The following is a 26664-nucleotide window of genomic DNA, read 5'->3' on the forward strand; positions in this document are numbered from 1 at the left end:
TCGGCGGCCCGTCCCCGTCGAAGGAGCCCCCGTTGCCGCGCACGAGTACCCGCATCCTGCTGAGCTGCGCCGCGATCGGCGTGGGCGGCGGCCTCGTCGCCGGCCCGGCCGGGTACCTCGCACTGCTGTTCTCCGCGTTCGGGCCGATGCTCTACGGCCTGACCATCGGCGCGCACTTCCTGCCGAGCGTCGTCGCGTTCGCCCTGCTGCGCCGCCCGGGCACCGCGGTGCTGACCGGCTTCATCGCGGGCCTCGTCGGCGCAGCGTTCGCGCCGCAGTGGTTCTGGCGGTACGTCGCGACCGGGCTGCTCGTGGGCGCGCTGCTCGAACTGCCGTTCCTCCTCACCCGGTACCGCCGGTGGGACGCCTGGCTGTTCTACGTGTCGGGCGCGGTCGCCGGCGCGCTGCTCGGCCTCGCCGTGTTCTTCGCGATGGGCGCCGAGCACTACGCGTGGTGGGCCTGGGTCGTCGCCCTGCTGTGCTGGGTGGTCAGCCCGCCGTTCTTCGTCTGGATCGGCCGCCTCATCGCGAAGGCCCTCGAGCGCACCGGCGTCGCGCGGGCGCGCGCCTGACCGGCGCGCGCCCGGCCTGAGCCGCCCCAGACGCGAAGAGCGGATGCCTCCCGGCATCCGCTCTCCTGCTGTGGTGGTGTTGCGATCACACGAAGTGGTTCGCGCGCTCCAGGTCTTCCGCGAAGTCGATCTCGACCGCGTACAGGTCGGAGATGTCCATCGGCTCGACGAGCAGGCCGTTCTTCTCGATCGCGAGCTCCAGGCCGCGCTCGAAGTAGTCCTGGTCGCCGACGCGCCGGAGGTGCGCGAGGAACGTCGCCTTGTCGCGCGACGAGATGTAGTTGATGCCGACGGCCTCGCCGAGGCCGCCCTTCACGGTCTTCGACAGCTCCTTGACGTAGCCCTCGGCGCTGACCGTGTACTTGACCTCCTCGTCGGAGACCTTCGCGTGGTTCACGGTCACGAACGACTGGTCGCGCGCGATGAACGGCAGGGCGCGGTCGAGGATGCGCGGGTCGAAGACGACGTCGCCGTTCATCCAGAGCACGCCGCCCGGCTGCGAGGCAGCGAGGGCGCGCATGAGCGACTTCGAGGTGTTCGTCTGGTCGTACTCCTCGTTGTAGACGAAGGACGCCTGCGGGAACGCCTCGATGATGTGCTCGAGCTTGTAGCCGACGACGATCGTCACGGCGGCGTTGGCGCCGAACGCGTGCTCGATGTTGTCGAACTGCTGGCGCATGATGGTGCGGCCGTCGCTGAGCTCGGTGAGCGGCTTGGGGAGGGAACGCCCGAGCCGGCTCCCCATGCCGGCTGCGAGAATCACGATCTGGGTGGTCACTGCATCTCCTTCAATGGCGGATGCGCGGGCCGCGCCACTCGATCGTTTCGACCGGAGTTCGCCGCCCGTTCACCCGTAAGTTCACATGTGGACACGCCGTTATGCCTGGGCCAGCCTACCGAACGCCCCTCCGAACGCGCAGCCCGAGCGTGCCGTCGTGCTCGGATCGTGACCTGATGCCCAGTACCCGGTCAGGTTACCGCGAGGGGCCGCGCGACGCCCGGATACCGCCGGAAGCGCACGAAACCGGGTCGGGTTGGTAGCGTGGCGGGGTGACTTCTGTTTCGCGTTCCAATCCTGAGGACGGAGCTCGCGGAGGCACCGGCTCGGGGGACAAGGCCGAACCTGGGGACGGTGCCACGCGTCCAGCGCCGCGCACGCGCTCGACGGGGTCGGCACGTCCGGCCGCGAAGGCCGCGACGGCCGGCCGCACCACCGCCCGCGGGACGACGCGACCGAAGCCGGCGACCGCGGCCGACGCATCCGCCGCGGCTCCCGACGCCGGCACCGCCGACGCCTCCGCATCCGAGACGCCGGCTCCCCGGAAGCCCCGCGCACCGCGCAAGCCCGCCGCGACGGGCGCGACCGGCGCCACTACCGGCGCGACCACGTCGAAGCGCACCGCCGCCTCGAAGGAGGCCTCGGCGAAGTCCGCCGCGGCGCGCGGCGGAGCCGCCAAGTCGACCCGCTCGGCCGCCTCGTCGGCCGCGGCGGGCAGCACGACGAGCGCGGGCAGCCGCACCCGGGCCGCGTCGACCGAGACGAAGCGGCGGCAGCGGGTCGCCGCCGCCCTCACCACCGAGACCACCGCCGCCGAGCGGGCCCCTCGCCACGAGCCCGAGGCGCCGGCCGCGGTCGTGCCCGAGGCGGCCGCGGCGGCTGAGACGGCGTTCATCGCCGCGGCGGCGACCGCCCCCGTCGAGGCGGATGCCCCGGCGGAGGTCGCGGCCCCGGTCGAGGTCGAGACGCCCGCCGAGGCCGTCGAACCCGAGACGCCTGCCGAGTCTGAGGCGCCCGCCGAACCCGAGACGCCTGCCGAGCCCGAGGCATCCGTCGAGTCGGCCGAGCCCGAGGCATCTGTCGAGCCCGAGGCATCCGCCGCTCCCGCGGCCGAGCCCGCCGCGCTCGCGGAGGCCGAACCGCACGCCGAGCCCGACGCAGCCGCCGCCGCGGCGGCCGCAGCCGTCGTCGTCACCACGCCCCGCGCGCCGAAGCCGCGGAAGCCGCGCACGCTGCGCGTCGCACGGGCCGCCCCGGCCGCCGACGCCCCGACCGTGCTCGAGGTCGCGGGCCTCGAGAAGCGGTTCGGCGCGAACACCGCCGTCGACCACGTCTCGCTCGACGTGAAGGCGGGGTCGTTCTTCGGCATCGTCGGCCCGAACGGGGCCGGCAAGACCACGACGCTGTCGATGATCACCGGGCTGCTGCGGCCCGACGCCGGCACCGTGCGCATCCACGGCATCGACGTGTGGGCCGACCCGGTCGCCGCGAAGCACGCCACGGGCGTGCTGCCCGACCGGCTGCGGCTGTTCGACCGGCTCACCGGTGCGCAGCTCCTCTACTACTCGGGCATCCTGCGGGGGCTCGACTCCCGCACGGTGCGCGAGCGCAGTGCCGACCTCGTCCAGGCGTTCGGCCTCGAGGACGCGATCGACCGGCTCGTCGCCGACTACTCGGCGGGCATGACCAAGAAGATCGCGCTGGCCTGCGCGATGATCCACTCCCCGCGCCTGCTGGTGCTCGACGAGCCGTTCGAGTCCGTCGACCCGGTGTCCGCGGCGAACCTGACCGAGATCCTCGAGCGGTACGTGGCCGGCGGCGGCACCGTGCTGCTGTCGAGCCACGGCATGGACCTCATCGAGCGCGTGTGCGACTCCGTCGCCATCGTCGTCGCCGGGCGCATCCTCGCGTCGGGCACGCTCGACGAGGTGCGACTGGGGCAGACGCTCGAGGACCGGTTCGTGGAGCTCGCCGGCGGGCGCAAGGCGGCAGAGGGGATGGAATGGCTGCACAGTTTCTCCGACTGAAGCTCCAGCTCCTCGCGAACATCTTCCGGCGCAGCCCCTGGCAGGTCGTCGGCATCGTCCTGGGCCTCGCCTACGGGCTCTTCGCAGCCGTGCTGCTGTTCGGCGCGCTCGTCGGGCTGCGCCTGTCGGAGGATGTCTCGCTCATCCGCGACATCCTCGTCGTCGGCGGCTCGGCGACCGTGCTCGGCTTCACGATCCTCCCGCTGCTGTTCGGCGTCGACGACACCCTCGACCCGCGTCGCTTCGCGCTCTTCGGGCTGCCCGACCGGCGGATCGCGTTCGGGCTCGCGCTGGCTGCGCTCATCGGCGTGCCGTCCGTGGTGCTCGCGATCGTGCTCGTCGGCACGATCGTCACCTGGAGCCGAGGCCCGGGCGAGATCATGTTCGCCGTCCTCGGCGCGGCCCTCGCCTTCCTCACGTGCGTGCTCATCGCGCGCGTGACCACCGGCCTGGCGTCGCTGCTGCTCGCCACCCGCCGGGCCCGCGAGGTCACGGGCGCCCTCGCCGTGCTGCTCCTCGTCGTGCTCGCCCCGGCGATCGCCCTGCTCGCCACGATCGACTGGCAGACCTCGGGCCTGCGCGTGCTCGAGTCGATCGCCGAGGTGCTGTCGTGGACGCCGCTCGGCGCGGCGTTCGCCTCGCCCGGCGACGCGGCCTCGGGCGACTGGGGCGGTGCGCTGCTGAAGTTCCTCATCGCCGCCGCGACGGTCTGGCTCATCTGGCTCGCCTGGCAGGGCCTCGTGCGGCGCATGCTCGTCAGCCCCGGCCGCGCGGCTTCGACGAAGCACTACCGCGGGCTCGGATGGTTCGACCGGATGCCAGGCACCGCGACCGGCGCGATCGCGGCCAGGTCGCTCACCTACTGGTTCCGCGATGCCCGCTACTGGGTCTCGCTCGTGATGCTGCCGATCATGCCGGTGCTCGTCATCGTGGTGCTCACGCTCGCCGGCGTGCCGACGACCTACCTGCCGCTCGTACCGGTGCCGCTCATCTCGCTGTTCCTCGGCTGGCTGCTGCACAACGACACCGCGTTCGACTCGACGGCGATCTGGCTGCACGTCGCGTCGGGCATGCGCGGGGCCGCCGACCGGTTCGGACGAATCCTGCCCGTGCTGGTGGTGGGCATCATCGTCATCGGCGTGGGCAGCGCGGTGACCGCGGTCGTGATCGACGACTGGCGACTGGTGCCGTCGCTCATCGGCGTGAGCGCGAGCCTGCTCCTGACGGGGCTCGGCGTCGGCGCGATCAGCTCGGCCAGGTTCCCGTACCCGGCCGCGAAGCCGGGCGACAGCCCCTTCCAGCAGCCGCAGTCGAGCGGCACGATGTCGGCCCTCGTGCAGTCCGTGACGCTGGTCGGCTCGCTCGTCATCACGGCCCCGACGATCGTGTTCGGCGTGCTCGGCGTCCTCGACGACCCGTCGTGGCACCTCGCGGCGCTCGTGTCGGGAACCGTGCTCGGCATCCTCGTGCTGGTGCTCGGCATCCTCGTCGGGGGGCGGGTCGTCGATCGCCGCGGGCCCGAGATCCTCGCGGCCTCGCTGCGGGCATAGCCGCGTAGAATCGGGCGCATGCCCTTCACCCCGCGTGCCAGCATCGCCGACCCCGACACGCCCGGCGGCGGCACGTCCGTGCTCGACCGCGAGCTCGAGAAACTGCTCGAGGACGAGCAGCACTTCGAGCCGGGCGACCACGAGCGCTTCTCGCACTACGTGAAGAAGGAGAAGATCCTCGAGTCGGCCATCACGGGCAAGCCGGTGAAGGCGCTCTGCGGCAAGAAGTGGACGCCGGGCCGCGACCCCGAGAAGTTCCCGGTGTGCCCGAGCTGCAAGGAGATCTACGAGCGGATGAAGCGCGAGTAGTCGCGTTGGTGGTCGAGTAGGCGCGAAGCGCCGTATCGAGACCCAGCCGTGCTCAGCGGTACGTCGTCGGGATCGCCGGCTCGCCGCGCCCGAGGCGGAACGCCTCGATCGGCAGCTCCTGCATCACGGCCGCGCGATGCTCGCGTGCGGCGCGCGTTCCGGCCGGTCCGGTGAACGCCGGGTCGGCCTCCCCGCCGGCCATGAGGTGCGCCATCAGCGGTCGCAGCTGCTCGCCGGGCTCGAACTCCGGCTCCCCGCCGGGCCCGTCGCCGACGTACACGAGCTCCTCCCGCGCGGTGCGCGTCGAGTCGAGCCGCCGGGCCGCGTCCTTCCGGCCGCCGACGCTCGCCTTCGCCGCCGAGGCCTTCGCGACCGAGACCCACTCGCCGGCGTCGTCGCGCCTGGCGACGAGCTTGTAGACCATGCCCGCGGCCGGATGCCCCGAGCCGGTGACGACCGAGGTGCCCACGCCGTACGAGTCGACGGGGGAGCCCGACAGGGCGGCGATCGTGTACTCGTCGAGGTCGCTGGTGACGGTGATGCGGGTGTTCACGGCGCCGAGCGCGTCGAGCTGGTCGCGCACCGACTGCACGACGGCCGGCAGGTCGCCGGAGTCGATGCGGACGGCGCCGAGCGCGGGCCCCGCCACCCGTACGGCGAGCTCCACGCCCTGCGCGATGTCGTAGGTGTCGACGAGGAGCGTCGTGCCGGGGCCGAGCGCGTCGACCTGGGCACGGAACGCGGCCTCCTCGTCGTCGTGCAGCAGCGTGAACGCGTGCGCGGCGGTCCCCATCGTCGGGATGCCCCAGGTGCGGCCGGCCTCGAGGTTGCTCGTCGCGTCGAACCCGGCGACGTACGCCGCCCGGGCGGCCGCGATCGCCGACTGCTCGCCGGTGCGCCGCGAGCCCATCTCGGCGAGCGGGCGGCCGAGGGCGACCGACACCATGCGCGCCGCGGCGCTCGCGACCGACGAGTCGTGGTTCAGCACGGAGAGGATGACCGTCTCGAGCACGACCGCCTCGGCGAAGGTGCCCTGCACGGTCACGAGCGGCGAGCCGGGGAAGTAGGCCTCGCCCTCGCGGTAGCCCCAGATGTCCCCGGAGAACCGGTAGTCGGCGAGCCAGTCGAGGGTCGCGGGGCGGAGGAACCCGGCCTCGCGGAGCCACTCGAGCTCGGCGTCGCCGAAGCGGAACCGCTCCACGAGCTCGAGGAGGCGGCCCGTGCCGGCCACCACGCCGTAGCGACGGCCGTCGGGCAGGCGGCGCGCGAACGCCTCGAACAGGCTCTCGCGGTGGGCGGTGCCGTCGGCGAGCGCGGCATCCACCATCGTGAGCTCGTAGCGGTCGGTGAGGAGCGCAGCTGACCCGGTCACGACCCCGAGCCTATCGACTGCCCGCGGCGGGGCGGGGCATCCGAGCGTCTAGGCTTGACACTCGTGACGGACGCACCGATCGGGATCTTCGACTCCGGCGTCGGCGGGCTCACCGTCGCCCGGGCCGTGAAGGACCAGCTGCCGAACGAGTCGATCCTCTACATCGGCGACCTCGAGCACTCGCCCTACGGGCCGAAGCGCATCGCCGACGTCCGCGGCTACTCGCTCGCCATCCTCGACGACCTCGTCGAGCAGGGCGTGAAGATGCTCGTGATCGCCTGCAACACCGCCTCGGCGGCCATGCTGCGCGACGCGCGGGAGCGCTACGACGTGCCCGTGGTCGAGGTGATCCAGCCCGCCGTGCGGCGTGCGGTCGCGACGACCCGCAACGGCCGGGTCGGCGTGATCGGCACGGTCGGCACGATCCAGTCCCGCGCCTACGAGGACGCGTTCGCCGCGGCCCCGCACCTCGAGCTGTTCACGCAGGCCTGTCCGCGGTTCGTCGAGTTCGTCGAAGCCGGCATCACCAGCGGCGACGAGCTGTTCGCCGTCGCCGAGGAGTACCTGGCGCCGCTGAAGCGAGCCGAGGTCGACACGCTCGTGCTCGGCTGCACGCACTACCCGTTCCTGAAGGGCGCGATCTCCTACGTCATGGGCGAGCAGGTGTCACTCGTCTCGAGCGACGTCGAGACCGCGAACGACGTCTACCGCGTGCTCGTCGGCGGCGGCCTCGAGCGCCGGTCGCCCGCACCGCCCACCTACCGCTACGAGGCGACGGGCGGCTCGACGAGCGCGTTCCTCGACCTCGCCCACCGCCTCATCGCCCCCGAGATCCCGAGCGTCGAGCTCGTGCACACCGGCGCGATCACCCTGCCCAGCCACCGTCGACAGGAGACCCGATGACCGACGCATCCGACCGCCCCGAGGCATCCGAGATCCCCGCGATCGTCCGCGCCGACGGCCGCGCGCCCGACGCCCTGCGCCCGGTGACCATCGAGCGCGGCTGGAGCGCGCACGCCGAGGGCAGCGCGCTCATCTCGTTCGGCGGCACGAAGGTGCTGTGCACCGCGAGCTTCACGAACGGCGTGCCCCGCTGGATGAACGGCTCGGGCAAGGGCTGGATCACGGCCGAGTACGCGATGCTGCCCCGCTCGACGAACTCGCGCAACGACCGCGAGAGCGTGAAGGGCCGCATCGGCGGCCGCACGCACGAGATCAGCCGGCTCATCGGCCGGAGCCTGCGCGCCGTGGTCGACACGAAGGGCCTCGGCGAGAACACCATCCAGATCGACTGCGACGTGCTCCAGGCCGACGGCGGCACCCGCACCGCGGCGATCACGGGCGCCTACGTCGCCCTCGCCGACGCGATCGAGTGGGCGCGCGGAAAGAAGTTCATCGGCCAGAAGGCGCGGCCGCTCATCGACTCCGTGTCGGCCGTGTCGGTGGGCATCATCGACGGCACGCCCATGCTCGATCTCGCCTACGTCGAGGACGTGCGCGCCGAGACCGACATGAACGTCGTCGCCACCGGGCGCGGGCTCTTCGTCGAGGTGCAGGGCACCGCCGAGGGCGCGCCGTTCGACCGGCGCGAGCTCGACTCGCTGCTCGACCTCGCGCTCGCCGGCAACGCCGAGCTCACCCGCATCCAGGCCGCCGTGCTCGCCGAGCAGGCCGCGGCGGCGGGGGCGTGAGCGCGGTGGCCGACCAGCCGATCGAGCTCGTCCTCGCCACGCACAACCAGGGCAAGGTCGCCGAGTTCCAGCGCATGCTGGGCGCGCGCATCCCCGGCCTCGTCGTGCTGCCGTACGAGGGCCCGGTGCCCGTCGAGGACGGCACCACGTTCGCCGAGAACGCGCTGATCAAGGCGCGTGCCGCGGTCGCGCACACCGGGCGCATCGCCCTCGCCGACGACTCGGGCCTGTGCGTCGACATCCTGGGCGGGGCGCCGGGCATCTTCTCCGCGCGCTGGTCGGGCACGCACGCCGACGCCGACGCCAACCTGCGGCTGCTGCTCGCGCAGCTCGGCGACGTGCGGCGGCCGAACCGCAACGCCCACTTCCACTGCACGATCGCGCTGGTGGTGCCGGGGGCGGATGGCTCGGAGCCGCGCGAGTTCCTCGCCGAGGGCGAGTGGGCCGGGTCGATCTCGTACGAGCCGCGCGGCTCCTACGGGCACGGGTACGACCCGATCTTCGAGCCCGACGGCCGCGAGGTGACCGCGGCCGAGCTGCGACCCGACGAGAAGAACGCCGAGAGCCACCGCGGCCGGGCGTTCGAGGCACTCATCCCGCAGCTCCAGGCGGTGCTCGCCGAGCTCGGCTGAGAACGCTAGTCGTTCCCACTTCGATCAGGGAGGATGCGGTCGATCCGCGCCTACCATCGAAGGACCATGGGTCATTCGCACGGGCATTCGCACGGGGCATCCGCCAACCGGACGCGCCTGGTGATCGCGATCGCGATCATCGGCGCCTTCCTCGTCGCGCAGGTGGTCGGCGGGCTCCTGAGCGGGTCGCTCGCGCTCCTCGCCGACGCCGGGCACATGGCGGGCGACCTCGTCGGACTCGTCATCGCGCTCATCGCGGCGGTCGTCGCGGCGCGGCCCGCGACCGACCGACAGACGTACGGGTTCCAGCGGTTCGAGGTGTTCGGCGCGCTGGTGAACGGCGTGATCCTGCTCGTGGTCGCCGCGACGGTCGCGGTCGGCGCGATCGGCCGGTTGGTGGGGGATGCCTCGGGCGAGCCCCACGAGGTCGAGGGCGGGCTGATGCTCGTGGTCGCGGTGCTCGGCCTCGCGGCGAACATCGCGGCGCTGCTGGTGCTCCGCGGCGGGGCATCCGCGTCGATCAACGTGCGCGGCGCCTACCTCGAGGTGCTCGGAGACACGATCGGGTCCGTACTCGTCATCGCCGCCGCGGGCGTGGTGCTCGCGACCGGGTGGGATGCGGCCGACCCGATCGCGTCGCTCGCGATCGCGGCGCTCATCGTGCCGCGGGCCGTGCTGCTGCTGCGCGACGTGATGCGGGTGCTCAGCCAGGCCGTCCCCGCGGAGACGAGCGTGGCCGAGATCCGCACCCACATCCTCGGCACGCCCGGCGTCATCGACGTGCACGACGTGCACGTGTGGGCGATCACGACCGGGGCGCACGTGTTCAGCGCCCACGTCGTGGCCGAGCCCGAGGAGCTGGTGGGGGAGCGGCGCGGGTGCCTGCTCACGCAGCTCGGCGAGTGCCTCGAGGAGCACTTCGACGTGGCGCACTCGACGTTCCAGCTCGAGTCGGCCGAGCACGCGGCGCACGAGCATCCGTCGCACGCCTGAGCGGTGCGGGGCCCAGCCGTGCGTGGACCGGCGCGAGTCGGCGGCGGTGGGTCAGCGCTGGTTCGGCCGGTCGTCGTCGGGGTGGCCGCCGTGCTCGAACACGTCGGGGTCGAGCACGAGGTGCTGCGCCTCGTCGTGGTCGGTGACGACGTCCTCGCCGGCGGCCTCGGCCTTCTTCGCCTTCGACCGCTCGCGCAGGTAGTGCCAGAGGGTGACGAGGGCGGTGCCGCCGACGGCGGCGAGCAGGATGAGGTCGATGTACTCCTTGACGAAGTCGCCGACGAACGGGATGAATCCGATCGCGTAGCCGAACATCGTGAGGCCGAAGCCCCAGAGCACCGCGCCGATGAGGTTGTACAGCGTGTACTTGCCCTTGGCCATGTGGCCGACGCCCGCGGCGACGGGCGCGAACGTGCGCACGATCGGCACGAAGCGGGCGAGGATGATGGTCAGGCCGCCGAATCGGTCGAAGAACGCGTTGGTGCGTTCGACGTTCTTGACGCTGAACAGCCCCGATTCCTTGCGCTCGAAGATCGACGGGCCGGCCTTGTGGCCGATGTAGTACCCGACCTCGCCGCCGACGAACGCCGCGAGGCCGATGAGCAGTGCGACCCACCACACCGAGATGCCGAACACGCCGTGCTCGGAGCCGGACAGCGGGTGCGAGAGCAGGCCGGAGATGACGAGGAGCGTGTCGCCGGGGAACAGGAAGCCGATGAGCAGGCCGGTCTCGGCGAAGATGATCGCGCAGACCACGAGCAGCGCCCACGGGCCGGCCGCCTGGATGATCCCCTCGGGGTCGAGCCACGGGATCAGCGCGGTGTGGATCAAGGGAGCTCCTGTCGTCGGACGCGGCGGGGCCGCGTCACTGGCGGCGGTGTGCGAGCAGTCTACCGAGCCGCGGTGGGGCGCGCCCCGGTGGGAGCCCGGAATCATCCGATGGGATGACGCGGATGCCCCGGCGGTTCGCACCGCCGGGGCATCCGTCACCTGCACCCTCGTGGGCGGGTGCCGCGGTCAGGCCGCGAGCGCCTCGAAGATGGCGCTGTTGTAGCGGAACGACTCGCGCACCTCCGCGACGAGGCGGTCGACCTCGGTCGGCTGGAGTGCGAGGGCGTTCATGGCGGCGCGGTACTTGCGCTTGTAGCGCACGGGGCCGTCCTCGCCGAGGTCGAAGCGGTAGAAGCCGAGTTGCTCGGGCGTCGCGCCGTAGTGGCGCGCGACGAGTGCGGCGATGGCCTGGCCGCCCGAGAGGTCGCCGAGGTACCGGGTGTAGTGGTGCGCGAGGTAGCGCACGTCGTCGTCGGCGACCGCGCGCAGGTGCGCCGCGTAGGCGGCGGTCGCGGGCAGCGCCGGGTGGGTCTCGCGCCAGTCGGATGCCCCGAGCGCGTCGAGGTCGGCCTCGATGGCGGCGAGCCGGGCGAGGGCCGGGTCGAACACCTCGGGGTCGCCGGCACGGGAGCCGCGCGATTCGAGCGCCTCGTAGACCCAGGCGAACTGGGCGAGGTAGCGGGTGTAGTCGTCGAGCGAGAGCTCGCCGCCCATGAGCGCGGTGATGAAGCCGCGGGTCTCTGCGGCGCGGTGGTCATCGGCCGACGCGGCGCGGACGAGGGCGGCGACGTCGAGCGGCTCGGTCGCGGTGGCGGGGGCCGTCGTGGGGGGAGCGATCGACATGAGCGCCTCTCGGTTGTGGGGTTTGGTAAGGCTTACCTCACATCGTATGGCCTCGACGGCCGATCGCAAGCGTGTCGGAGGCGGGGCGTAGCGTTCGGCTCATGCGATACGGATTCATCTATCCGGGCGACGACCCCGTGCTCGCGGTCGAACTGGCCGAGCTCGCCGAGCGCAACGGGTGGGACGCGTTCTTCGTCTGGGAGGGCGTCTGGGCGACCGATCCGTGGTCGGTGCTGGCGGCCGCCGCGGTGCGCACGTCGACGATCCGGCTCGGCACGATGCTCACGCCGGTGCCGCGGCGGCGCCCGTGGGAGCTCGCCTCGCAGACCATGACGGTCGATCGCCTGAGCGGCGGGCGGGTGATCCTCTCGGCCGGGCTCGGGGTGCCCCAGTCGGCCGAGGAGCGGTTCTGGCTCTTCGAGGACGACCCCGGCCGTCGGGTGCGCGCCGAGCAACTCGACGAGTCGCTCGAGCTGATCCAGCGCATGTGGCGGGGCGAGGCATCCGACTTCGCGGGCACGCACTGGCACGCGAAGGCGACCTCGCAGATGATCCCGCCCACGCCCGTGCAGCAGCCGCGCATCACCACCTGGGTCGTCGGCGTCTGGCCACGGCCGAAGTCCATGCGGCGCCTCGCCTCCGCCGACGGCTGGATCCCGAACTTCGCCCCGCCCGGCGCCGACGTCACGCCCGAGGCATCCGGCTACACGCCCGAGGTCGCCGCCGACGCGATCGCCTGGCTGCGCGCGGAGCGCGAGCGCCTCGGCCTCGCCGACCAGCCGTTCGACGTCACGCAGGAGGGCACGACGAGCGGCACGGATGCCTCCGCCGACGCGGCCGCCGTGCGGCGCTGGGCCGACGTGGGCGTGAACTGGTGGCTCGAGAGCGACTGGTCGGTGCCGCGCGAGCGCATCGAGGCGTACGCGCGGGAACGGATCGCGGCGGGGCCGCCCCGCGGGTGATCCGCCCGGCCATGCCTACGCGAAGATCGCCTCGGCCACCCAGCCGTCGGGTTCGAGCCGGAGGTCGAAGACCAGGAGTTCGGCGCCCTCGCTCCGACCCGTCACTCGCCACCCGGGCGCGAGTACCACGTCGGCCGGGGGATGCGTGATGCCCGACGGCCACTCGGGATGACGCGGGAGCGGCGTGGGCGTGTCGATGACGCGGAACCGGGCGCCGTGGAAGACGAGCCGCGCAGGCTGGCCGACGGCGTCGAGCCAGACGGCGACGGGTTCGGAGCGCTTCTTCGCCTGCATGGGGAACCTCGCCTTGTTCGAACGTATGTTCGAAAGTGTAGGCGTGATCGGCGCGACACGCCAACGAGAGCGCGGACGTAGCGGTGTGTTCAGTCGCGGTCGCCGTCGCGGGCGTTGTCCGGTGTTCGGGGGAACGCCCGCAGCGCCCGGAGGGCCACCTGCCTCAGGTCCGCTCGACGCGCGCCGGCCGCGGCTTGCACGGCGAGGCCCGCGGAGATCGTGTTGAGGAAGCGCGCGAGTTCCCGCGGATCCTCGTCGGCGGCGAGATCGCCGGCCTCGATGGCGGCGGCGAAGCGCGCCGCGAACCGGGCCTCGCCTTCCGCGCGGCGTTCCTCGAGGTAGCGGACGATCGCCGCGTCCTGGGGTGCGCTCGTGAGTCCGCCCTGGATGGAGAGGCAGCCCGGTGGACGCCCCGGGGTCGTGATGGCGTCGACGTTGTCGAGGAGGTACCGTCGCGCGGTCTCGAAGGCGGTCGGCTCGGCGAGGGCGTCGTCGACGTACGCCATGTCGACGCGGGCGTACCGGTCGACGGCGAGCTTGAACGCGCCTTCCTTGCTGCCGAAGGCGCCGTAGAGGCTCGGGCGGTTGATGCCCATGGCGTCGGTCAGGTCGCTCAGGCTGGTGCCCTCGTAGCCTTGCCGCCAGAACACCTCGATGGCCCGGTCGAGTGCCTCGTCCACGTCGAACTCGCGTGGGCGGCCCCTGGTCGCCATGTGAGACCTCCCTTTGCCCGTCAGGTGCTCCCAACGTACGGGACCGGCGACGTCGGATCGCCGCGATGAGCGGCTGCGCGCCGAGCTGCGACAGCGGCTCGGCGCGCAGCCGTCGGGCGTCAGATCTGGCTCGCACCTCCGTCGACGTAGAGCTCCGCGCCGGTCATGTACGAGCTCTTCGGAGAGGAGAGGTACAGCACCGCGTCGGCGATCTCCTCGGGGGATCCGAGACGGCGCATCGGCACTCCGGCGGCGAGGCCGCCCAGGAGTGCCTCGGCCTGCTCGGGCTCGGCGGCCAGCCCGCTGAGCCCCGGCGTCGCGATGGGCCCCGGCGCGACCGAGTTCACCCGGATGCCACGGTCGACCAGCTCTGCCGCCCAGCTGCGCGCGAAGCTGCGGATCGCGGCCTTGGATGCCGCATAGACGCTGAACGATGCGCTGCCCTTCACGTCGATGTTCGAGGACGTGAGGACGATGGTGGCGCCCGGGTTGAGGTGCGGCAGGGCCTTCTGCACGGTGAACACCGTGCCGCCGACGTTCGACTCGAACGTCGTGGTGAAGTGCTCCCAGGTGATGTCCTCGATGGCGGCGAACTCCCCGCCCCCGGCGTTCGCGAACACCGCATCGAGTCCGGCGCCCCGCTCGGTCACCGCCGCGAAGACCTCGTCGAGGTCGCGGAGATGCGAGACGTCGCCCCGGACGGTGGTCACGGCGTCCCCGAACTCCGCCTTCACTGCGGCCAGCTTGTCGGCGGTGCGTCCCGTGACGATGACGTGTGCGCCGTGCTGCACGAAACGGCGCACGACCGCCAGCCCGATTCCGGAGGTTCCGCCCGTCACGAGCGCGATCTTGCTGTCGAGGTCTCCCACGATCCATCCCATCTCTATTTGTACCGATCGGTACGTTATGACGGGTCCAACGGGGAGGTCGCTCGCTCTATTCCGTACTGAGCGGTAAAGAATTCAGTGCTCGGGGGACTCGAGGTGCTCGCCGGTTCCGAGCGGGACCACCAGGGTGCGGATGGCGGCGATACGGCCGTCGCGGACGGTGATGATGTCGATGCCGCGCACGACCGGGCTTCCGGCGGGGCCGAACGCCCACGCGAGCGCCCCCGTGTCGTCGCCGGTGTAGGCGATGCCGTCCGCGGTGAACCCGAACTCGGCGGGCGCTCCATCGATCAGCGCGGCCGCTTTCTGCCCGAGCGCAGCCCGCCCGACACTGGTGCCCTCGGGATCGGTGAACGCGACGTCGTCGGTGTAGATCGCCTCGACGGCCCGGCCGCGCGCCTCGGCATCGCGGTTGCCGAAGACCTCGTGCAGGTTGGCGTTCAGGAGTTCGGTGACGGAAGCCATGGATGTCTCCTTCGAGGCGGGGTCGAGTCGAGTGTCGAGTTCGAGGCGAGTCGAGTGCGGAATGAGGGACTGAGCCCGTTTCGCATTCCTGCCGAGTCGGGACAGCAGCGGAACATCCGCACGATTCCGCCACACAGAAGGGTATGACCGATCACCGGATCGGCGTGGGATCACACCGGGTTGTCGCCATCCTGCTCGAGCCGGTGGCCGCGGATGGTGGTGTCGCTGCCGCGGTTCCGTTCCACTGCTAGAGCCGGGCGGCCTCACGTCGGCCTTCCGCTCGTGCGGCCTCGAGCAGGTTCGCCATGCGCCGGCGCGAGCGTCGACGGTTGCCGACGAGCCCGAAGATCACGCTCGCGAGGCCGAGCGAGACGATGAGCTGCGGGGCCGGAATCGCCCAGACCTGGATGGCCGTGGTCGTGGCAGCGATCGGCGTCGTCGTACCGTCTCGCTGCACCACCGTCGGGGCCACTCGCAGGTCGGCGACGGCGAACACCACGGGCCAGATGGATGTCAGGTCGACACGAACCTCACGATGCTCGCCGGGGAGAAGTTCGATCGCGTGGCCATCGTGGCCCGCGAGCGGCGCGGAGTCTCCAGCGATGGTGGCGCTTCCCGAGACGTGCAGGCGGACGTTGCCGTCGTTCGCCAGGACCGCGCTGACCGATGCGGAACCAGGCTCGAACGGGTTCCAGTTGATCTCGTAGTCGCTGACGGGGGCGCGGACGCTGAGTGCCGGCCGGAGTTCGCCGGTCACGCGGGTGTCGACGCGGACCCCGACGCGACTCTCGACGGCGAGGTCGTTGCCGTCGCCGGTTCCCGCGCGGAGGACCGAAGCGGTGACGCCGGCGCTATGGTCGCCCGGTTCGGCATCGATCGGTACCACGATCTCGACGGGCACGATCACGGTCTCGCCCGGTTCGACGGAGATGGAATCCGGGAGGTTGATCCAGTTTCCCGCGTCCGCGGACGGTTGTTCGGACGGCAGCGTGTCGAATCGACCGGACGGTGTGGTGTAGCCATCCGCCGCTGCAAGGCGGAAGGTGACCGGCCCGCCGCCGAGGTTGGACACCGCGATGCGCTCCGTGCTGGCCTCGCCGGGGTCGAGTTCCACTGCGATGCGGGATCGGCCGTCAGGGCCGTCTGCATCGGCGGCGCGGACGGACCAGCTCACCGGGTCGGAGGGGTCGACGGCGACGGCAGGCTGCGCGGGCGCGGCCGAGAGGATGATCGCGCCGAGGATTCCGGCGACGGGTAGGCCGATGCGAGCGGTGATGGGCCGGGCATGCATGGTGCGTCTCCTCCGGAGCGCTGAGCGCGGGGCGCGGGCGGTGCAGCGCCCGCGCCCCGACCTGTGTGGGGATCGCGACTCAGTCCTCCCAGAGGGAGAGCGTCAGCGTCGAGGCGTATCCACCTGGTTCAACGGATGCGGGGGTGCGGAGGAAGAGCTCGGCGTTCGCGGTCCATTGGCCTTCGACCGTCGAGGCGCTCGGGTCGGCGAGCAGGGCCAGCAGTTCCTGGCCGACGAGACCGACGGCGTCCGGTCCCGAGTCGAGGATGGTATCGACCTGCTCACCCTCGGCGACCGAGCCGGATGCACCGCCGTCGATGAGGTGCGGGGTCCATCCGAGGTGGCCGGCGTCGATGGCGGGTTGTCCGGCACTCCCCGCGAACGCGGTGGCGGTTCCGAGTACGTACCATCCGGTGCCGACGTCTCCGGCGTCGCGGGTATCGGTGACCGTGACGGACGGGAGGGATCCGGTGAACTGGCGCACCGTCGCAGTCGACCCCTGCTCCTGCAGGTGGACCGAATCGGAGGCGACCGTGAGTGCGAGTGTGCCTGGCTCGTCGATCTCGGCGATCTCGACCTGCACGTCGATGTCGTCGCTGCCGTACTCGTCGGCCACGGCCAGACCGGCGACTCCGCTGAGCAGGACGCCGCCGAAGGCGGCTGCCGACGCGCGAAGCACGAAGGATCGGGAGGGCATGGGAGTTCTCCATTCTCGGGCGGCGTCGATGCCGGCCCGGCGGCCATCCTCCGACGGATCGAGCGACACGGCACCGAGGTTCGCGGCGAAAGGTTTTCCTCCTCGACGTTCCTTCGTCGCGCCGTGCTCCGACGGAACGGACTGCGAGTTGCTCGGGAGCGCACGAGCCGGAGGAGCCCGTTCCGAGCGAAAGTCTTTCGCCCGGAGGGGACGCCGGTCGCCTGCCGCGCGCTGCTTCCATGAACGCGAACCGTGCTCAGAGAGGAGCCATACCGTGAAGCAACGGAGAATGAGGCGATCGATCGCGACGTTGGCGACTGCCGGGCTGGCCGTCGGTCTCGCGCTGGCAGGCGGCGGAGCAGCGACCGCATACCAGCCGAACCCCGGCGACCTGTACGTCGCCGAGAACCCCGCGGCGTGCAACAAGCGCCCCTGCGTGCTCTACCCGAAGGCGGCGCAGACGCAGACCGGCCGCCTGGTCGCGACCTTCGAGAACAGCCAGACCGAGCCCGTCGGACAGACGCTTCCGATCCACGTCAGCGACGACCTCGGCACCACGTGGCGGAAGCTCACACAGGTGAAGTCGCCCGCGGAATCATCGGCGGATCCGGCCGTGGCGAAGTACACGAGCAACTGGACCAACGCGTACCTCTACACGCTGCCCGAAGCGGTCGGCGACCTGGACGCAGGCACGCTCCTGCTCGCGTCGGTCGTCTCCGGAGACGACGAGTACGCGAAGGAGCAGAAGGCGGCCAACCCGGCTTGGGTGCCGACCGGTGACGGTGACCGGCGCGACATCGCCATCGCGCTGTACGCGAGCACGGACGACGGAGCGACGTGGTCGTTCGAGAACATCATCGCGACCGGGGGTTGGCAGGGTGGCAGTGCCGGCGCGATCGGGCGCACGTCGGAGGCGAACACGTACGACCAGGTCGACCCGCTGTGGGAACCGTTCCTGCTGGCCAAGGATGGTCGACTCATCGCGTACTACTCCGATGAGAACGACTACCTCGGCTTCGACCCGCAGACCGGTGCGGCGATCATCGACCCGGCGAACGCCACGGCAGCGGATTCCGGCGGCCAGATCCTCGCTCACCGGACCTGGGACGGGACAAGCGCATCGTGGAGCCAGGCCTACGTCGATGTCGCCGGCCTCACGGTCGATCGAGGGAACGGCAAGACCCAGATCGGAGGCGGGCGGCCGGGCATGACCACCGTCGCGCCGACGACGGACGGCAAGTGGCTGCTGACGTACGAGTACTTCGGCGGTGGACAGAACGTGAAGTTCAAGATCGCCGGCGATCCGCTGCGATTCGACGCCGTCGGCGGGGCCGCCGGCACTGACATCGGCACCCTGCCGGCAGCTGGCGGGGCGCTCTCGCCAGGCGGGAGCCCGGTGCTCGCGACCTTCCCGGACGGCCGGATCGTGTACAACTCCAACGGCAGCGGCAACGTCTGGGTGAACGAGTCCGGGCGAAGCGACGGCACGTGGAAGCGGTACCAGACGACCATGCCCGCCGGATACAGCCGGAACCTCACCTACGTCGAGGGCACTGGCAGGGTGCTGATCCTGCAGGCGTCGTGGGCAGGGAACAGCATCGGACCGGTCAAGTTCGGCGAGGTCGACCTGGGCGAGTCGGACGGCGACTACTTCGAGCTCGTCAATCGCGCGACCGGAGAGGTCCTGGCGCCGGAGGCCGGGAAGACCCAGGACGCGAACTTCACCGGCAACGTCGCAGACCTCGTGCTCCAGACCCGCGACCTCGCGGCCACGACCCAGCAATGGCACCAGCAGGTCAAGGGGGCCGACGTCACGTTCCTCAATCGGTCGGGTGGCCGCGCGCTCGGCATCTGGCAGGGCACTGCCACGGCCGGCCAGCGCCTCTCGCAGTGGGTCGATGACGACGGGTCAGACAAGCACTGGAAGGTCGTTCCCTCGAGCGACGGCTACGTGAAGATACAGTCCGTCAAGAACGCGGCGCTGTTCATCACGGGCAACACGACGAATCACACCGTCGACCTGCGCGCCTCGCTGCCGACGACCGCCGGCGCGAGCGCCGACGATGCCCAGGAGTGGCTGGTCGTCAACAGGTCGGCGCTGCAGGTGACCGCCACCGTCTCGACCCGGTGCGTGGCAGGCAAGGGCCTCGTGACCGTGGTCGCGCAGAACGACGACGACACCACGCTGGCGCTGACCTTGCAGTCGGCCTACGGTGCGAAGTCGTTCGCGGACATCGCGCCCGGCAAGCGCGCGACGCACGCGTTCGCCACGCGACTCTCGACGGTTCCCGCCGGCTCGATCACGCTCGTGGCGACGGCGTCTGCGACAGGTCAGGAGTCGAGCCAGGTCTTGGAGTACCCGGCGAAGAGCTGCTGACCGCGAAGGGTTGACAGGGGAGGCGATCAGCGATCGCCTCCCCTGTTCGCGTTCGCAGCCGAACATGCGACGATTGCGAAAACCTTTCGTTCGGGAGCGACACTTTTCACCCCGCTCGGTCCCGCAGACTCTTCTTGGCCGCACCGCGAATGGGCGGCCTCCCCCAAGCGGCCGCACAGCAGCGGCGCAAGAAGAGAGGCGTTCAACGATGAACTTGGAACGAAAGCACGTCCGGCTCGCGGCCCTCGCGTTGGTCGCATCAACCGCGCTGGTGACCGCGGGATGCGCAGGCGGGAGCGCGTCCCAGCCGAACGAGTCCAAGCCCGAGGGCGAGATCCACGTCGCCGTCTACGGCGACGCGGCGGCGACGGCGGAGGAAGCGGCCGCGGAGCGGTTCAACGAGACCTCCGACGTGAAGGTCGTCATCGACAAGCTGCCCGGCGACGACACGTACGCGACCTCGGTGCGCACCTCGCTCGGCACCGACAATGCGCCCGACATCTTCATGACCTGGGGTGCTGCCGACCTGACCCAGCTCATCGATGCCGGAGCCGTCCTCCCGCTCGACGACTACATCGAGGAGGACCCGGAGCTGAAGGACGCCTTCATCCCCTCCGTCTTCGATGAGCAGGTCATCGACGGCGCGACCTACGGCATCCCGATGCGGGGCGTCGCCCCGACGTTCCTGTTCTACAACGAGCAGGTCCTCGCCGACGCCGGCCTCGAGCCCGCGCAGACCTGGGACGACCTCCTCACCCAGTCCGCGACCCTCAGCGGCGCAGGCGTGATCCCGATCGCCCTGGCCGGAGCCGACAAGTGGCCGACGCAGATGTGGTTCCAGTACGCATTCGCCCGCGAGATCGGCAACGACGCGGTCGCCGAGGGCCTGGCCGGCGACGCGGAGGTGTGGGAGAGCGACGGCAGCCGCGCAGCCCTCGACAACCTGCAGGGCCTGCTCGACGCCGGTGCGTTCGGCACCACGTTCGACTCGGTCGGCTACTCCAACCAGGGCACCACGGCGCTGCTCAGCCAGGGCAAGGCCGCCTACGAGCTGATGGGCACCTGGAACTACGCGACCCTCGAGGGCGCCGACCCGGACTTCGTCGCCCAGAACCTCGGATGGGTGCCGTTCCCGAGCCTCGACGGGGGATCCGGCCAGTCGGGTGAGATCGCCGGGAACCTGAGCAACTTCTACAACGTCTCGGCCGATACCCGGTACCCCGACGTCGCGGTCGAGTTCCTCAAGGAGCTCTACAGCCCCGAGTTCGTCGCCGACCAGATCGGCCTCGGCAACCTCCCGCCGACCGTCGACGCCGGCGACGCGATCGCAGCCGACGAGACGCTCGACGAGAACACCAAGACCTACCTGACGTTCGTCGTCGACCTGGTCGCCGCGGCTCCGACCTTCCAGCTGTCCTGGGACCGGGTCGTGCCCACCGAGCAGAAGGAAGCACTGACCGACGCGGTCGCCGGCTACTTCAACGGCTCGCTGGATGCCGACGCGTGGATCGCCCAGATGCAGTCCATCACCGCTGCCGACTGACCGTTCCCTCTCGATCACTGGAACCCTGATGACCCGAATCGCCCTCCCGGCCGCGTCCGCCGCTCGGACCGAGGTGGCGACCGACGGCACGACCCGGGGCGGCCTGCGTGAAGCAGGCCGCCCCGGCCCGCTGTGGTCGCTGCCGGCACTGATCTACTTCGCATTGTTCGCACTCGCACCGCTCGGCTTCGCCTTCTACCTGTCCTTCACCTCGTACAACGGGCTCCGATTCAGCGCCCCGAAGTTCGTCGGCCTCGACAACTGGACGCGTCTGTTCACCGATCCTGCTGTGGCCTCGAGTATCGGCGTCACCCTCGCCCTCGTGCTGCTCGCGGTGTGCACCCAGATCCCGCTCGGGCTCCTGACCGGAGTCTGGGCTGCCGGCGAGCAGCGGTTCCGGGCGGTCATCGTGGCGCTGTACTTCGTCCCGCTGCTCATGTCGACCGCCGCCGTCAGCGTGCTGTGGGGCTCGCTGATCGACCCGAACTTCGGGTTGCCGGCCGCACTGCCGTGGCTCTTCGGCGACGGGAACCTGCTCGGGTCGCAGTGGTCCGCAGTCGGCGTCATCGTGTTCATCTACCTGTGGGGCGCGACACCGCTCTACACCCTGATCTTCCAAGGCGCAGCCCGGACCATCCCGCCGGTGCTCTACCAGGCCGCGCAGCTCGACGGCGCCGGCCGCATCCGCCAGTTCTTCTCGATCACGGTGCCGCAGCTGCGCAACACCATCGTCACCTGCACGATCCTGATCGTGGTCGGTACGTTCACCGCGTTCGACATCATCCTGCTCGTCACGCGCGGCGGTCCGAGCAACGGCACCGCCATCCTGCCGTACCTGATGTACGAGCAGGCGTTCCTCTCGTTCGACCTCGGATACGGCAGCGCGATCGCGATCGTCCTGGTGCTCCTGTGCGCGGTCGTCTCGCTCGTGATGGTGCGGGTGACCGGGTACGACAAGATGGCCGGAACGCAGGAGGGCATCTGATGCGCGCACGTCCCAACGTCTTCGGCGGGTTCTTCGCACTCGCCTGGCTGGCCGTGATCCTGCTGCCTGTCGCCGTGATGCTCCGAGCCTCGTTCGAGTCCCAGAGCACGTACTCGTCGGGAGGCCCGCTCGGGCTGCCGAGCGAGTTCGTCGTCGACAACTTCGCTGCGGCGTTCGACCTCGGGTTCGGTCGATTCCTGCTGAACGCGGGGATCATCGCCGCCGGTTCGGTCGCGATCGTCCTCGTGCTCGTCCCGCCGCTCGCGTTCGCGATCGTCCGCAGCCGGAGCCGAATCGTGAGGACCGGGTTCCGCTTCCTGCTCATCGGACTCGCCATCCCGGCGCAGGTCGTGGTGATCCCGCTGTACTTCCTGATCGACTCGCTCGGACTGTACGACACCCTGCTCGGCGTGATCCTGCCGACCGCGGCGTTCGTCATCCCGCTGACGACCCTGATCCTCTGCGGCAGCATGCGCGAGATCAACGGCGAGCTGTACGAGGCCATGTCGCTGGACGGAGCGAGCTCGTTCCGCACCTACGTCTCGATGGTGCTGCCGCTCGCGAAGGGCGGGATCGCGACGGTCGTCGTGTACACCGCGCTCAACGCGTGGAACGGATTCCTCCTGCCACTCATCCTGACCCGCTCCCCGGAGGTCATGGTGGCGACCGTCGGACTCGGCCAGTTCCGCCAGCAGTTCAGCGTCAACATCCCCGGGCTGCTCGCGGCCGTCGTGCTGACGATCATCCCGATCTTCCTCGTCTACCTGTTCGCGCGCCGGTCGCTCGTGGCCGGGCTCACCGGAGTGGGAGGCAAGTGATGTCCGACATCCCGGAGGGCGCCGCCCCGAGGCGGACGACGATCACCGACGTCGCGCGAGCTGCGAACGTCTCGATCGCGACCGTGTCCAAGGTCATCAACGGTCGCGGCGGCGTGGGGGAGGAGACCCGCACCCGGGTCGAGGACGCGGTCGACTCCCTCGGCTACGTGAGCATCGTCGAGCGGCATGGCTCGATCCGAACGCTGGGGGAGGCGACGATCGAGGTCATCGTCGAACCCCAGGACGTGGCGAATCCGTACCTGTCGGAGTTCCTCGGCGGCGCGCTCTCGATCGCCGGCGACCTCAACGTCGGCCTGCTGATGCGTTCGGTCGATGCGATCCGCGACCTGCAGCCCACGACCTGGGCGCAGGGCCTCGCCCGGGCGGCACGGATCGGGGTGATCGAGGTCACGAGTGCGTACTCGGCGGCGCGTGAGAAGGCGCTGCGCCAGGTCGGACTCCCGATGGTGCTCGTCGACCCGATCGATCGCCCCAGGCCATCCACGCCCAGCGTCGGCGCCACGAACTGGGCCGGTGCCTACGAGGCGACCAAGCACCTCCTCAGCCTCGGCCACCGCCGCATCGCCTACATCGGCGGCCCGCCGCGGGCGACCTGCGACATCGTCCGCGCGCACGGTTGGGCCGCCGCCATGGCCGAAGCCGGCATCGGTGTGGATGTCAACGCGATCCCACGGCACTCGTTCACGTTCGATCACGGCCTGCGGGCGGCGACCGATCTCCTTCGGTCGCAGCTGCCGCCGTCTGCGATCTTCGCAGGCAGCGACGTCTCGGCGATGGGCGTGCTGGAGGCAGCACGCCGGCTCGGCGTCTCCGTGCCGACCGAGCTGAGCGTCGTCGGATTCGACAACACGTACCTCGCCCACACCTCCACCCCCTTGCTGACCACGGTGCACCAGCCCATCGCCGACATCGGTCGCACCGCGGTCTCCTCCCTCGTCCGACTTGCCAACGGCGAACCCCTGCCGGCCAAGCGCGTCGAGGTGGCGACCCATCTGGTCATCCGAGACTCGACCGCCGCACCGGCCCGCTGACGCCGCCGCCCACACAGACGGGACATCCCAGAACATGACCGACACCATCCCTGCCTTCAGCGCGCCCTGGAACGACTCGACGAAGACGCCGGCCGAGCGCGCCGCCGCGCTCCTCGCCGCGATGACGCCGCGAGAGAAGCTCCAGCAGCTCGGCTCGACGTGGCCCAACGCCGCTGGCGCGAGCGGCGACGTCGCCCCGATGCAGGACACCCAACTCCGGGCGGAACCGTTCGACGAGGCGATCGCCGACGGCATCGGCCATCTCACCCGTCCGTTCGGGACGCTCCCCATCGACCCCGCGATCGGGATGCGCCAGCTTGCGCGACTCCAGCGCGAGGTGATCGCGGCGAATCGCTTCGGGATCCCCGCGATCGCCCACGAGGAGTGCCTGACCGGCCTGACCGCCTGGCGCGCGACCGTGTATCCCACCCCGCTCGCCTGGGGTGCGGCGTTCGACCCGACGCTCGTCGCGGCCATGGCGGCACGGATCGGCGCGGACATGGCGGCCCTCGGCGTGCACCAGGGACTCTCGCCGGTGCTCGACGTCGTCCGCGACTACCGATGGGGGCGCGTCGAGGAGACCATCGGCGAAGACCCGTACCTCGTCGGCGAGACGGCCGCCGCGTACGTTCGCGGCCTCCAGTCGGCCGGGGTGATCGCTACGCTGAAGCACTTCGCCGGGTACTCCGCATCGCGCGGCGCACGGAACCACGCGCCGGTCTCGATGGGCTCCCGCGAGTTCGCCGACGTCATCCTGCCGCCGTTCGAGAAGGCGGTCGTCCAGGCCGGTGCCCGGTCGGTGATGAACTCCTACACCGACGTCGACGGCGTTCCGGCCGCCGTCGACCGGGACCTGCTCACCGGACTGCTCCGGGACACCTGGCAGTTCCAGGGCACCGTCGTCTCCGACTACTGGGCGGTTCCGTTCGTCCACTCGACGCACCGCGTCGCCGCCGACGATCTCGACGCCGGCGCGCAGACCCTCGAGGCCGGCATCGACGTCGAGCTGCCGCATACGCTCGGCTACCTGCCCGAGCTGCTCGAGCGAGTCGATCCCGAACTCGTCGACCGTTCGGCCCTCCGAGTCCTCACCCAGAAGGCCGAACTGGGCCTCCTCGACGCCGACTGGGCGCCGACCGAGCCCGGTGACCTCGACCTCGACCTCGACTCCAGCGAGAACCGCGATCTCGCGCGACTGCTCGCCGAACGGTCGCTCGTCCTGCTCGCCAACCGGGGTGAAGTCCTCCCACTCGCCTCGCCGCCGGCACGCGTCGCCGTCATCGGCCCCGGCGCCGACGACTCGGGGTGCCTGTTCGGGTGCTACTCGTTCCCCAACCACGTCGTTCCAGCCCACCCCGGGCTCGACATCGGCATCGCAGCTCCCACGGTGCTCGACGGCATCCGGACCGAGTTCCCGGAGGCCGAGGTCGACTACGTCGAGGGTGTGCCCGTTCTCGGAGGCGAGAACGAGGGGATCGCCGCCGCGGCCAGCGCCGCACGGGCGGCCGACCTGACGGTGCTCGTCATCGGCGACCGCTCCGGCATGTTCGGCCACGGGACGTCGGGCGAGGGATGCGACGTGCTCGACCTCGAGCTCCCGGGGCGTCAGCGCGAACTGGCGAACGCCGTGCTCGCCGCGGGACGCCGCGTCGTGCTCGTCGTCATCTCGGGCCGCCCCTACGCGATCGGCGATCTAGCCGCCCGCGCCGACGCCACCGTGCAGGCATTCTTCCCCGGCGAGGAGGGCGGACCCGCCATCGCCGGCCTGCTCTCCGGGCGTGTGGCGCCATCGGGACGTCTTCCCGTGCAGATCCCCGGCTCGATGGCCAGTCAGCCCGGAACGTATCTGGCGCCTCCGCTCGCCCTCCGCAGCGACGGGGTCAGCAACCTCGACCCCACCCCGGCGTTTCCCTTCGGGTTCGGTCTGTCGACGACGACCTTCAGCATGGAGGGCGCGCAGCTCTCGGCGACCGAGCTGGCCGTCGATGGAACGGTCATGGCCAGCGTCAGTGTTTCGAACACCGGTGTACGCCACGGCAGTCACGTGGTGCAGCTGTACCTCTCGGACCCCGTTGCCTCGGTCGCCCGGCCCGTTCGACAGCTGATCGGATTCGCGCGGGTCGACCTCGCGCCGGGAGAATCCACGCGGGTCGCGTTCACGGTCCACGCCGACCTGACGAGCTTCACCGGGCGCGATGGCGTCCGTCGGATCGAGCCCGGCACCGCCGTACTCACGCTCGCCGAGTCCGCGGCCGACCCCGGCATCCCGCTCGCGGTGGAGGTCATCGGCGAGCTGCGACATGTCGACCACACCCGCGCGCTGACCACGAGCGTGGAGGTGGGTTGACCGGGGCAGGGATTCGACGACGCAGCTCGACTCCGGCGACGAGAGGAAGACGAACGCCGGCGCCAGCTCGGCGTGCTGCCCCATCCGCCCGATCGGCCGATCGGGCCGAGGCACGCAGTCGGCAGCCCCCAGCTGCCGTCCTCATGTTTCGTCGGGTGGTTCCCGCACGATGTGAAGCCCCTCGCCGAGCCCGGCGGCCTTGGCGAGTTGCTCGAGCCACAGCTGATTGAGCCGAGGCGTTCTGTTCCCGGAGTAGATGAACTCCAGCGGCGTCGACGGCCCGACGAACATGACTCGGGTACGCGTCCCGTCGGCGAGCGTCAGTACGAACTTCTCCTGGCGCCGCAGCTTGTTCAGGATGACTACTTGGAGGTGGGCCAGCGTCCGATCATCGACGGGGATCGCCGCGTCTCCGTGCCCATAGATGAGCTGCCCCATGACCGCATTATGGTCGCCTCGCCTTGCTCGCTCCAAGACGCGGGCGTCCTGACCCGGGCTGAGCCTGCCCTTGCGTGGCCTGAGTCTGAGTCGAGTCGAGTCGAGTCGAGTCGAGTGCGGAAGGAGGGACTTGAACCCTCACGCCCGAAGGCACAGGAACCTAAATCCTGCGTGTCTGCCGATTTCACCACTCCCGC

General features: G+C 70.9%; 26 protein-coding genes and 1 tRNA gene. 15 read left to right on the forward strand and 12 right to left on the reverse strand.

Annotated elements, in window-relative coordinates:
- The first annotated feature begins 32 nt into the window (after positions 1-32).
- Positions 33-572, forward strand: a complete 540-nt coding sequence (locus ACGGZK_RS11245; RefSeq protein WP_395242748.1) for an ECF transporter S component — start codon at positions 33-35, stop codon at positions 570-572.
- A gap of 85 nt (positions 573-657) precedes the next feature.
- On the opposite strand, the gene ACGGZK_RS11250 is transcribed toward ACGGZK_RS11245, so the two are convergent.
- The gene (locus tag ACGGZK_RS11250) at positions 658-1350 is read right to left on the reverse strand and encodes an NTP transferase domain-containing protein (RefSeq protein WP_395242749.1); all 693 of its coding nucleotides are present in this window, start codon (positions 1348-1350) and stop codon (positions 658-660) included.
- Between the two features lie 272 nt (positions 1351-1622).
- On the opposite strand from ACGGZK_RS11250, the gene ACGGZK_RS11255 reads away from it, so the two are divergent.
- The 3 genes from ACGGZK_RS11255 to ACGGZK_RS11265 are packed head-to-tail and all read left to right on the forward strand — an operon-like array spanning position 1623 to position 5236.
- Entirely contained in the window at positions 1623-3377 is a 1755-nt protein-coding gene (locus tag ACGGZK_RS11255; RefSeq protein WP_395242750.1) for an ATP-binding cassette domain-containing protein, read from the forward strand.
- Positions 3353-4927 (forward strand): hypothetical protein, encoded by a 1575-nt coding sequence (locus tag ACGGZK_RS11260; RefSeq protein ID WP_395242751.1) that lies wholly within the window; start codon positions 3353-3355, stop codon positions 4925-4927. Before ACGGZK_RS11255 ends, ACGGZK_RS11260 begins: the two co-directional genes overlap by 25 nt.
- An 18-nt stretch (positions 4928-4945) precedes the next feature.
- On the forward strand, positions 4946-5236 hold the full coding sequence (locus ACGGZK_RS11265; protein WP_395242752.1) for a DUF3039 domain-containing protein: 291 nt from the start codon (positions 4946-4948) through the stop codon (positions 5234-5236).
- Positions 5237-5288: 52 nt separating this feature from the next.
- On the opposite strand, the gene ACGGZK_RS11270 is transcribed toward ACGGZK_RS11265, so the two are convergent.
- Positions 5289-6608, reverse strand: a complete 1320-nt coding sequence (locus ACGGZK_RS11270) for a nicotinate phosphoribosyltransferase (protein ID WP_395242753.1) — start codon at positions 6606-6608, stop codon at positions 5289-5291.
- Positions 6609-6671: 63 nt separating this feature from the next.
- Here ACGGZK_RS11270 and murI point away from each other — a divergent pair, with 63 nt between their 5' ends.
- From murI to ACGGZK_RS11290, 4 genes are all read left to right on the forward strand, one after another.
- Positions 6672-7511: a glutamate racemase gene (murI, locus tag ACGGZK_RS11275; protein WP_395242754.1), complete on the forward strand. Its 840-nt coding sequence runs from the start codon at positions 6672-6674 to the stop codon at positions 7509-7511.
- Positions 7508-8299 carry a ribonuclease PH gene (gene rph, locus ACGGZK_RS11280; RefSeq protein WP_395242755.1) on the forward strand — a complete coding sequence of 264 codons (792 nt, stop codon included), beginning with the start codon at positions 7508-7510 and terminating at the stop codon, positions 8297-8299. Before murI ends, rph begins: the two co-directional genes overlap by 4 nt.
- On the forward strand, positions 8296-8931 hold the full coding sequence (gene rdgB / locus ACGGZK_RS11285; RefSeq protein ID WP_395242756.1) for an RdgB/HAM1 family non-canonical purine NTP pyrophosphatase: 636 nt from the start codon (positions 8296-8298) through the stop codon (positions 8929-8931). Before rph ends, rdgB begins: the two co-directional genes overlap by 4 nt.
- A gap of 66 nt (positions 8932-8997) precedes the next feature.
- On the forward strand, positions 8998-9924 hold the full coding sequence (locus tag ACGGZK_RS11290) for a cation diffusion facilitator family transporter (RefSeq protein ID WP_395242757.1): 927 nt from the start codon (positions 8998-9000) through the stop codon (positions 9922-9924).
- Positions 9925-9975: 51 nt separating this feature from the next.
- On the opposite strand, the gene ACGGZK_RS11295 is transcribed toward ACGGZK_RS11290, so the two are convergent.
- Positions 9976-10755 carry a DedA family protein gene (locus ACGGZK_RS11295; RefSeq protein WP_395242758.1) on the reverse strand — a complete coding sequence of 260 codons (780 nt, stop codon included), beginning with the start codon at positions 10753-10755 and terminating at the stop codon, positions 9976-9978.
- A 186-nt stretch (positions 10756-10941) separates the two neighbouring features.
- Positions 10942-11598: a heme oxygenase (biliverdin-producing) gene (locus ACGGZK_RS11300; RefSeq protein ID WP_395242759.1), complete on the reverse strand. Its 657-nt coding sequence runs from the start codon at positions 11596-11598 to the stop codon at positions 10942-10944.
- A gap of 101 nt (positions 11599-11699) precedes the next feature.
- On the opposite strand from ACGGZK_RS11300, the gene ACGGZK_RS11305 reads away from it, so the two are divergent.
- Positions 11700-12560: an LLM class flavin-dependent oxidoreductase gene (locus ACGGZK_RS11305; RefSeq protein ID WP_395242760.1), complete on the forward strand. Its 861-nt coding sequence runs from the start codon at positions 11700-11702 to the stop codon at positions 12558-12560.
- Between the two features lie 15 nt (positions 12561-12575).
- On the opposite strand, the gene ACGGZK_RS11310 is transcribed toward ACGGZK_RS11305, so the two are convergent.
- The 6 genes from ACGGZK_RS11310 to ACGGZK_RS11335 all read right to left on the reverse strand — a co-directional run bounded on the left by ACGGZK_RS11310 (position 12576) and on the right by ACGGZK_RS11335 (position 16976).
- Entirely contained in the window at positions 12576-12854 is a 279-nt protein-coding gene (locus ACGGZK_RS11310; protein WP_395242761.1) for a hypothetical protein, read from the reverse strand.
- An 89-nt stretch (positions 12855-12943) separates the two neighbouring features.
- Entirely contained in the window at positions 12944-13567 is a 624-nt protein-coding gene (locus tag ACGGZK_RS11315) for a TetR/AcrR family transcriptional regulator (protein ID WP_395242762.1), read from the reverse strand.
- 119 nt (positions 13568-13686) lie between these two features.
- A complete protein-coding gene (locus tag ACGGZK_RS11320) occupies positions 13687-14436 on the reverse strand; it encodes an SDR family NAD(P)-dependent oxidoreductase (RefSeq protein WP_395242763.1) in 750 nt (249 codons plus the stop codon).
- 93 nt (positions 14437-14529) lie between these two features.
- Positions 14530-14919 carry a nuclear transport factor 2 family protein gene (locus ACGGZK_RS11325; protein WP_395242764.1) on the reverse strand — a complete coding sequence of 130 codons (390 nt, stop codon included), beginning with the start codon at positions 14917-14919 and terminating at the stop codon, positions 14530-14532.
- A 247-nt stretch (positions 14920-15166) separates the two neighbouring features.
- Positions 15167-16210: a hypothetical protein gene (locus tag ACGGZK_RS11330; protein ID WP_395242765.1), complete on the reverse strand. Its 1044-nt coding sequence runs from the start codon at positions 16208-16210 to the stop codon at positions 15167-15169.
- 79 nt (positions 16211-16289) lie between these two features.
- Positions 16290-16976 (reverse strand): hypothetical protein, encoded by a 687-nt coding sequence (locus tag ACGGZK_RS11335; RefSeq protein ID WP_395242766.1) that lies wholly within the window; start codon positions 16974-16976, stop codon positions 16290-16292.
- Positions 16977-17196: 220 nt separating this feature from the next.
- Here ACGGZK_RS11335 and ACGGZK_RS11340 point away from each other — a divergent pair, with 220 nt between their 5' ends.
- The 6 genes from ACGGZK_RS11340 (at position 17197) to ACGGZK_RS11365 (ending at position 26029) form a co-directional block, all read left to right on the forward strand.
- Complete coding sequence (locus ACGGZK_RS11340; protein WP_395242767.1) at positions 17197-19284, forward strand: RICIN domain-containing protein; 2088 nt, start codon at positions 17197-17199, stop codon at positions 19282-19284.
- A gap of 208 nt (positions 19285-19492) precedes the next feature.
- Positions 19493-20827 (forward strand): ABC transporter substrate-binding protein, encoded by a 1335-nt coding sequence (locus ACGGZK_RS11345; protein ID WP_395242768.1) that lies wholly within the window; start codon positions 19493-19495, stop codon positions 20825-20827.
- 28 nt (positions 20828-20855) lie between these two features.
- Positions 20856-21812 carry a carbohydrate ABC transporter permease gene (locus tag ACGGZK_RS11350; RefSeq protein WP_395242769.1) on the forward strand — a complete coding sequence of 319 codons (957 nt, stop codon included), beginning with the start codon at positions 20856-20858 and terminating at the stop codon, positions 21810-21812.
- Positions 21812-22630, forward strand: coding sequence for a carbohydrate ABC transporter permease (locus ACGGZK_RS11355; protein ID WP_395242770.1), 819 nt, complete (start codon positions 21812-21814; stop codon positions 22628-22630). The genes ACGGZK_RS11350 and ACGGZK_RS11355 overlap by 1 nt, the downstream gene beginning before the upstream one ends.
- On the forward strand, positions 22630-23682 hold the full coding sequence (locus ACGGZK_RS11360) for a LacI family DNA-binding transcriptional regulator (protein WP_395242771.1): 1053 nt from the start codon (positions 22630-22632) through the stop codon (positions 23680-23682). Before ACGGZK_RS11355 ends, ACGGZK_RS11360 begins: the two co-directional genes overlap by 1 nt.
- Positions 23683-23716: 34 nt before the next feature.
- Positions 23717-26029: a glycoside hydrolase family 3 N-terminal domain-containing protein gene (locus ACGGZK_RS11365; protein WP_395242772.1), complete on the forward strand. Its 2313-nt coding sequence runs from the start codon at positions 23717-23719 to the stop codon at positions 26027-26029.
- Between the two features lie 141 nt (positions 26030-26170).
- Here ACGGZK_RS11365 and ACGGZK_RS11370 read toward each other — a convergent pair whose 3' ends face one another.
- On the reverse strand, positions 26171-26467 hold the full coding sequence (locus tag ACGGZK_RS11370; RefSeq protein ID WP_395242773.1) for an ATP-dependent DNA ligase: 297 nt from the start codon (positions 26465-26467) through the stop codon (positions 26171-26173).
- A 115-nt stretch (positions 26468-26582) separates the two neighbouring features.
- A tRNA-Leu gene (locus ACGGZK_RS11375) sits at positions 26583-26664 on the reverse strand.

This window comes from Agromyces sp. MMS24-K17 (genome assembly GCF_043950245.1).
Lineage (GTDB): Bacteria > Actinomycetota > Actinomycetes > Actinomycetales > Microbacteriaceae > Agromyces.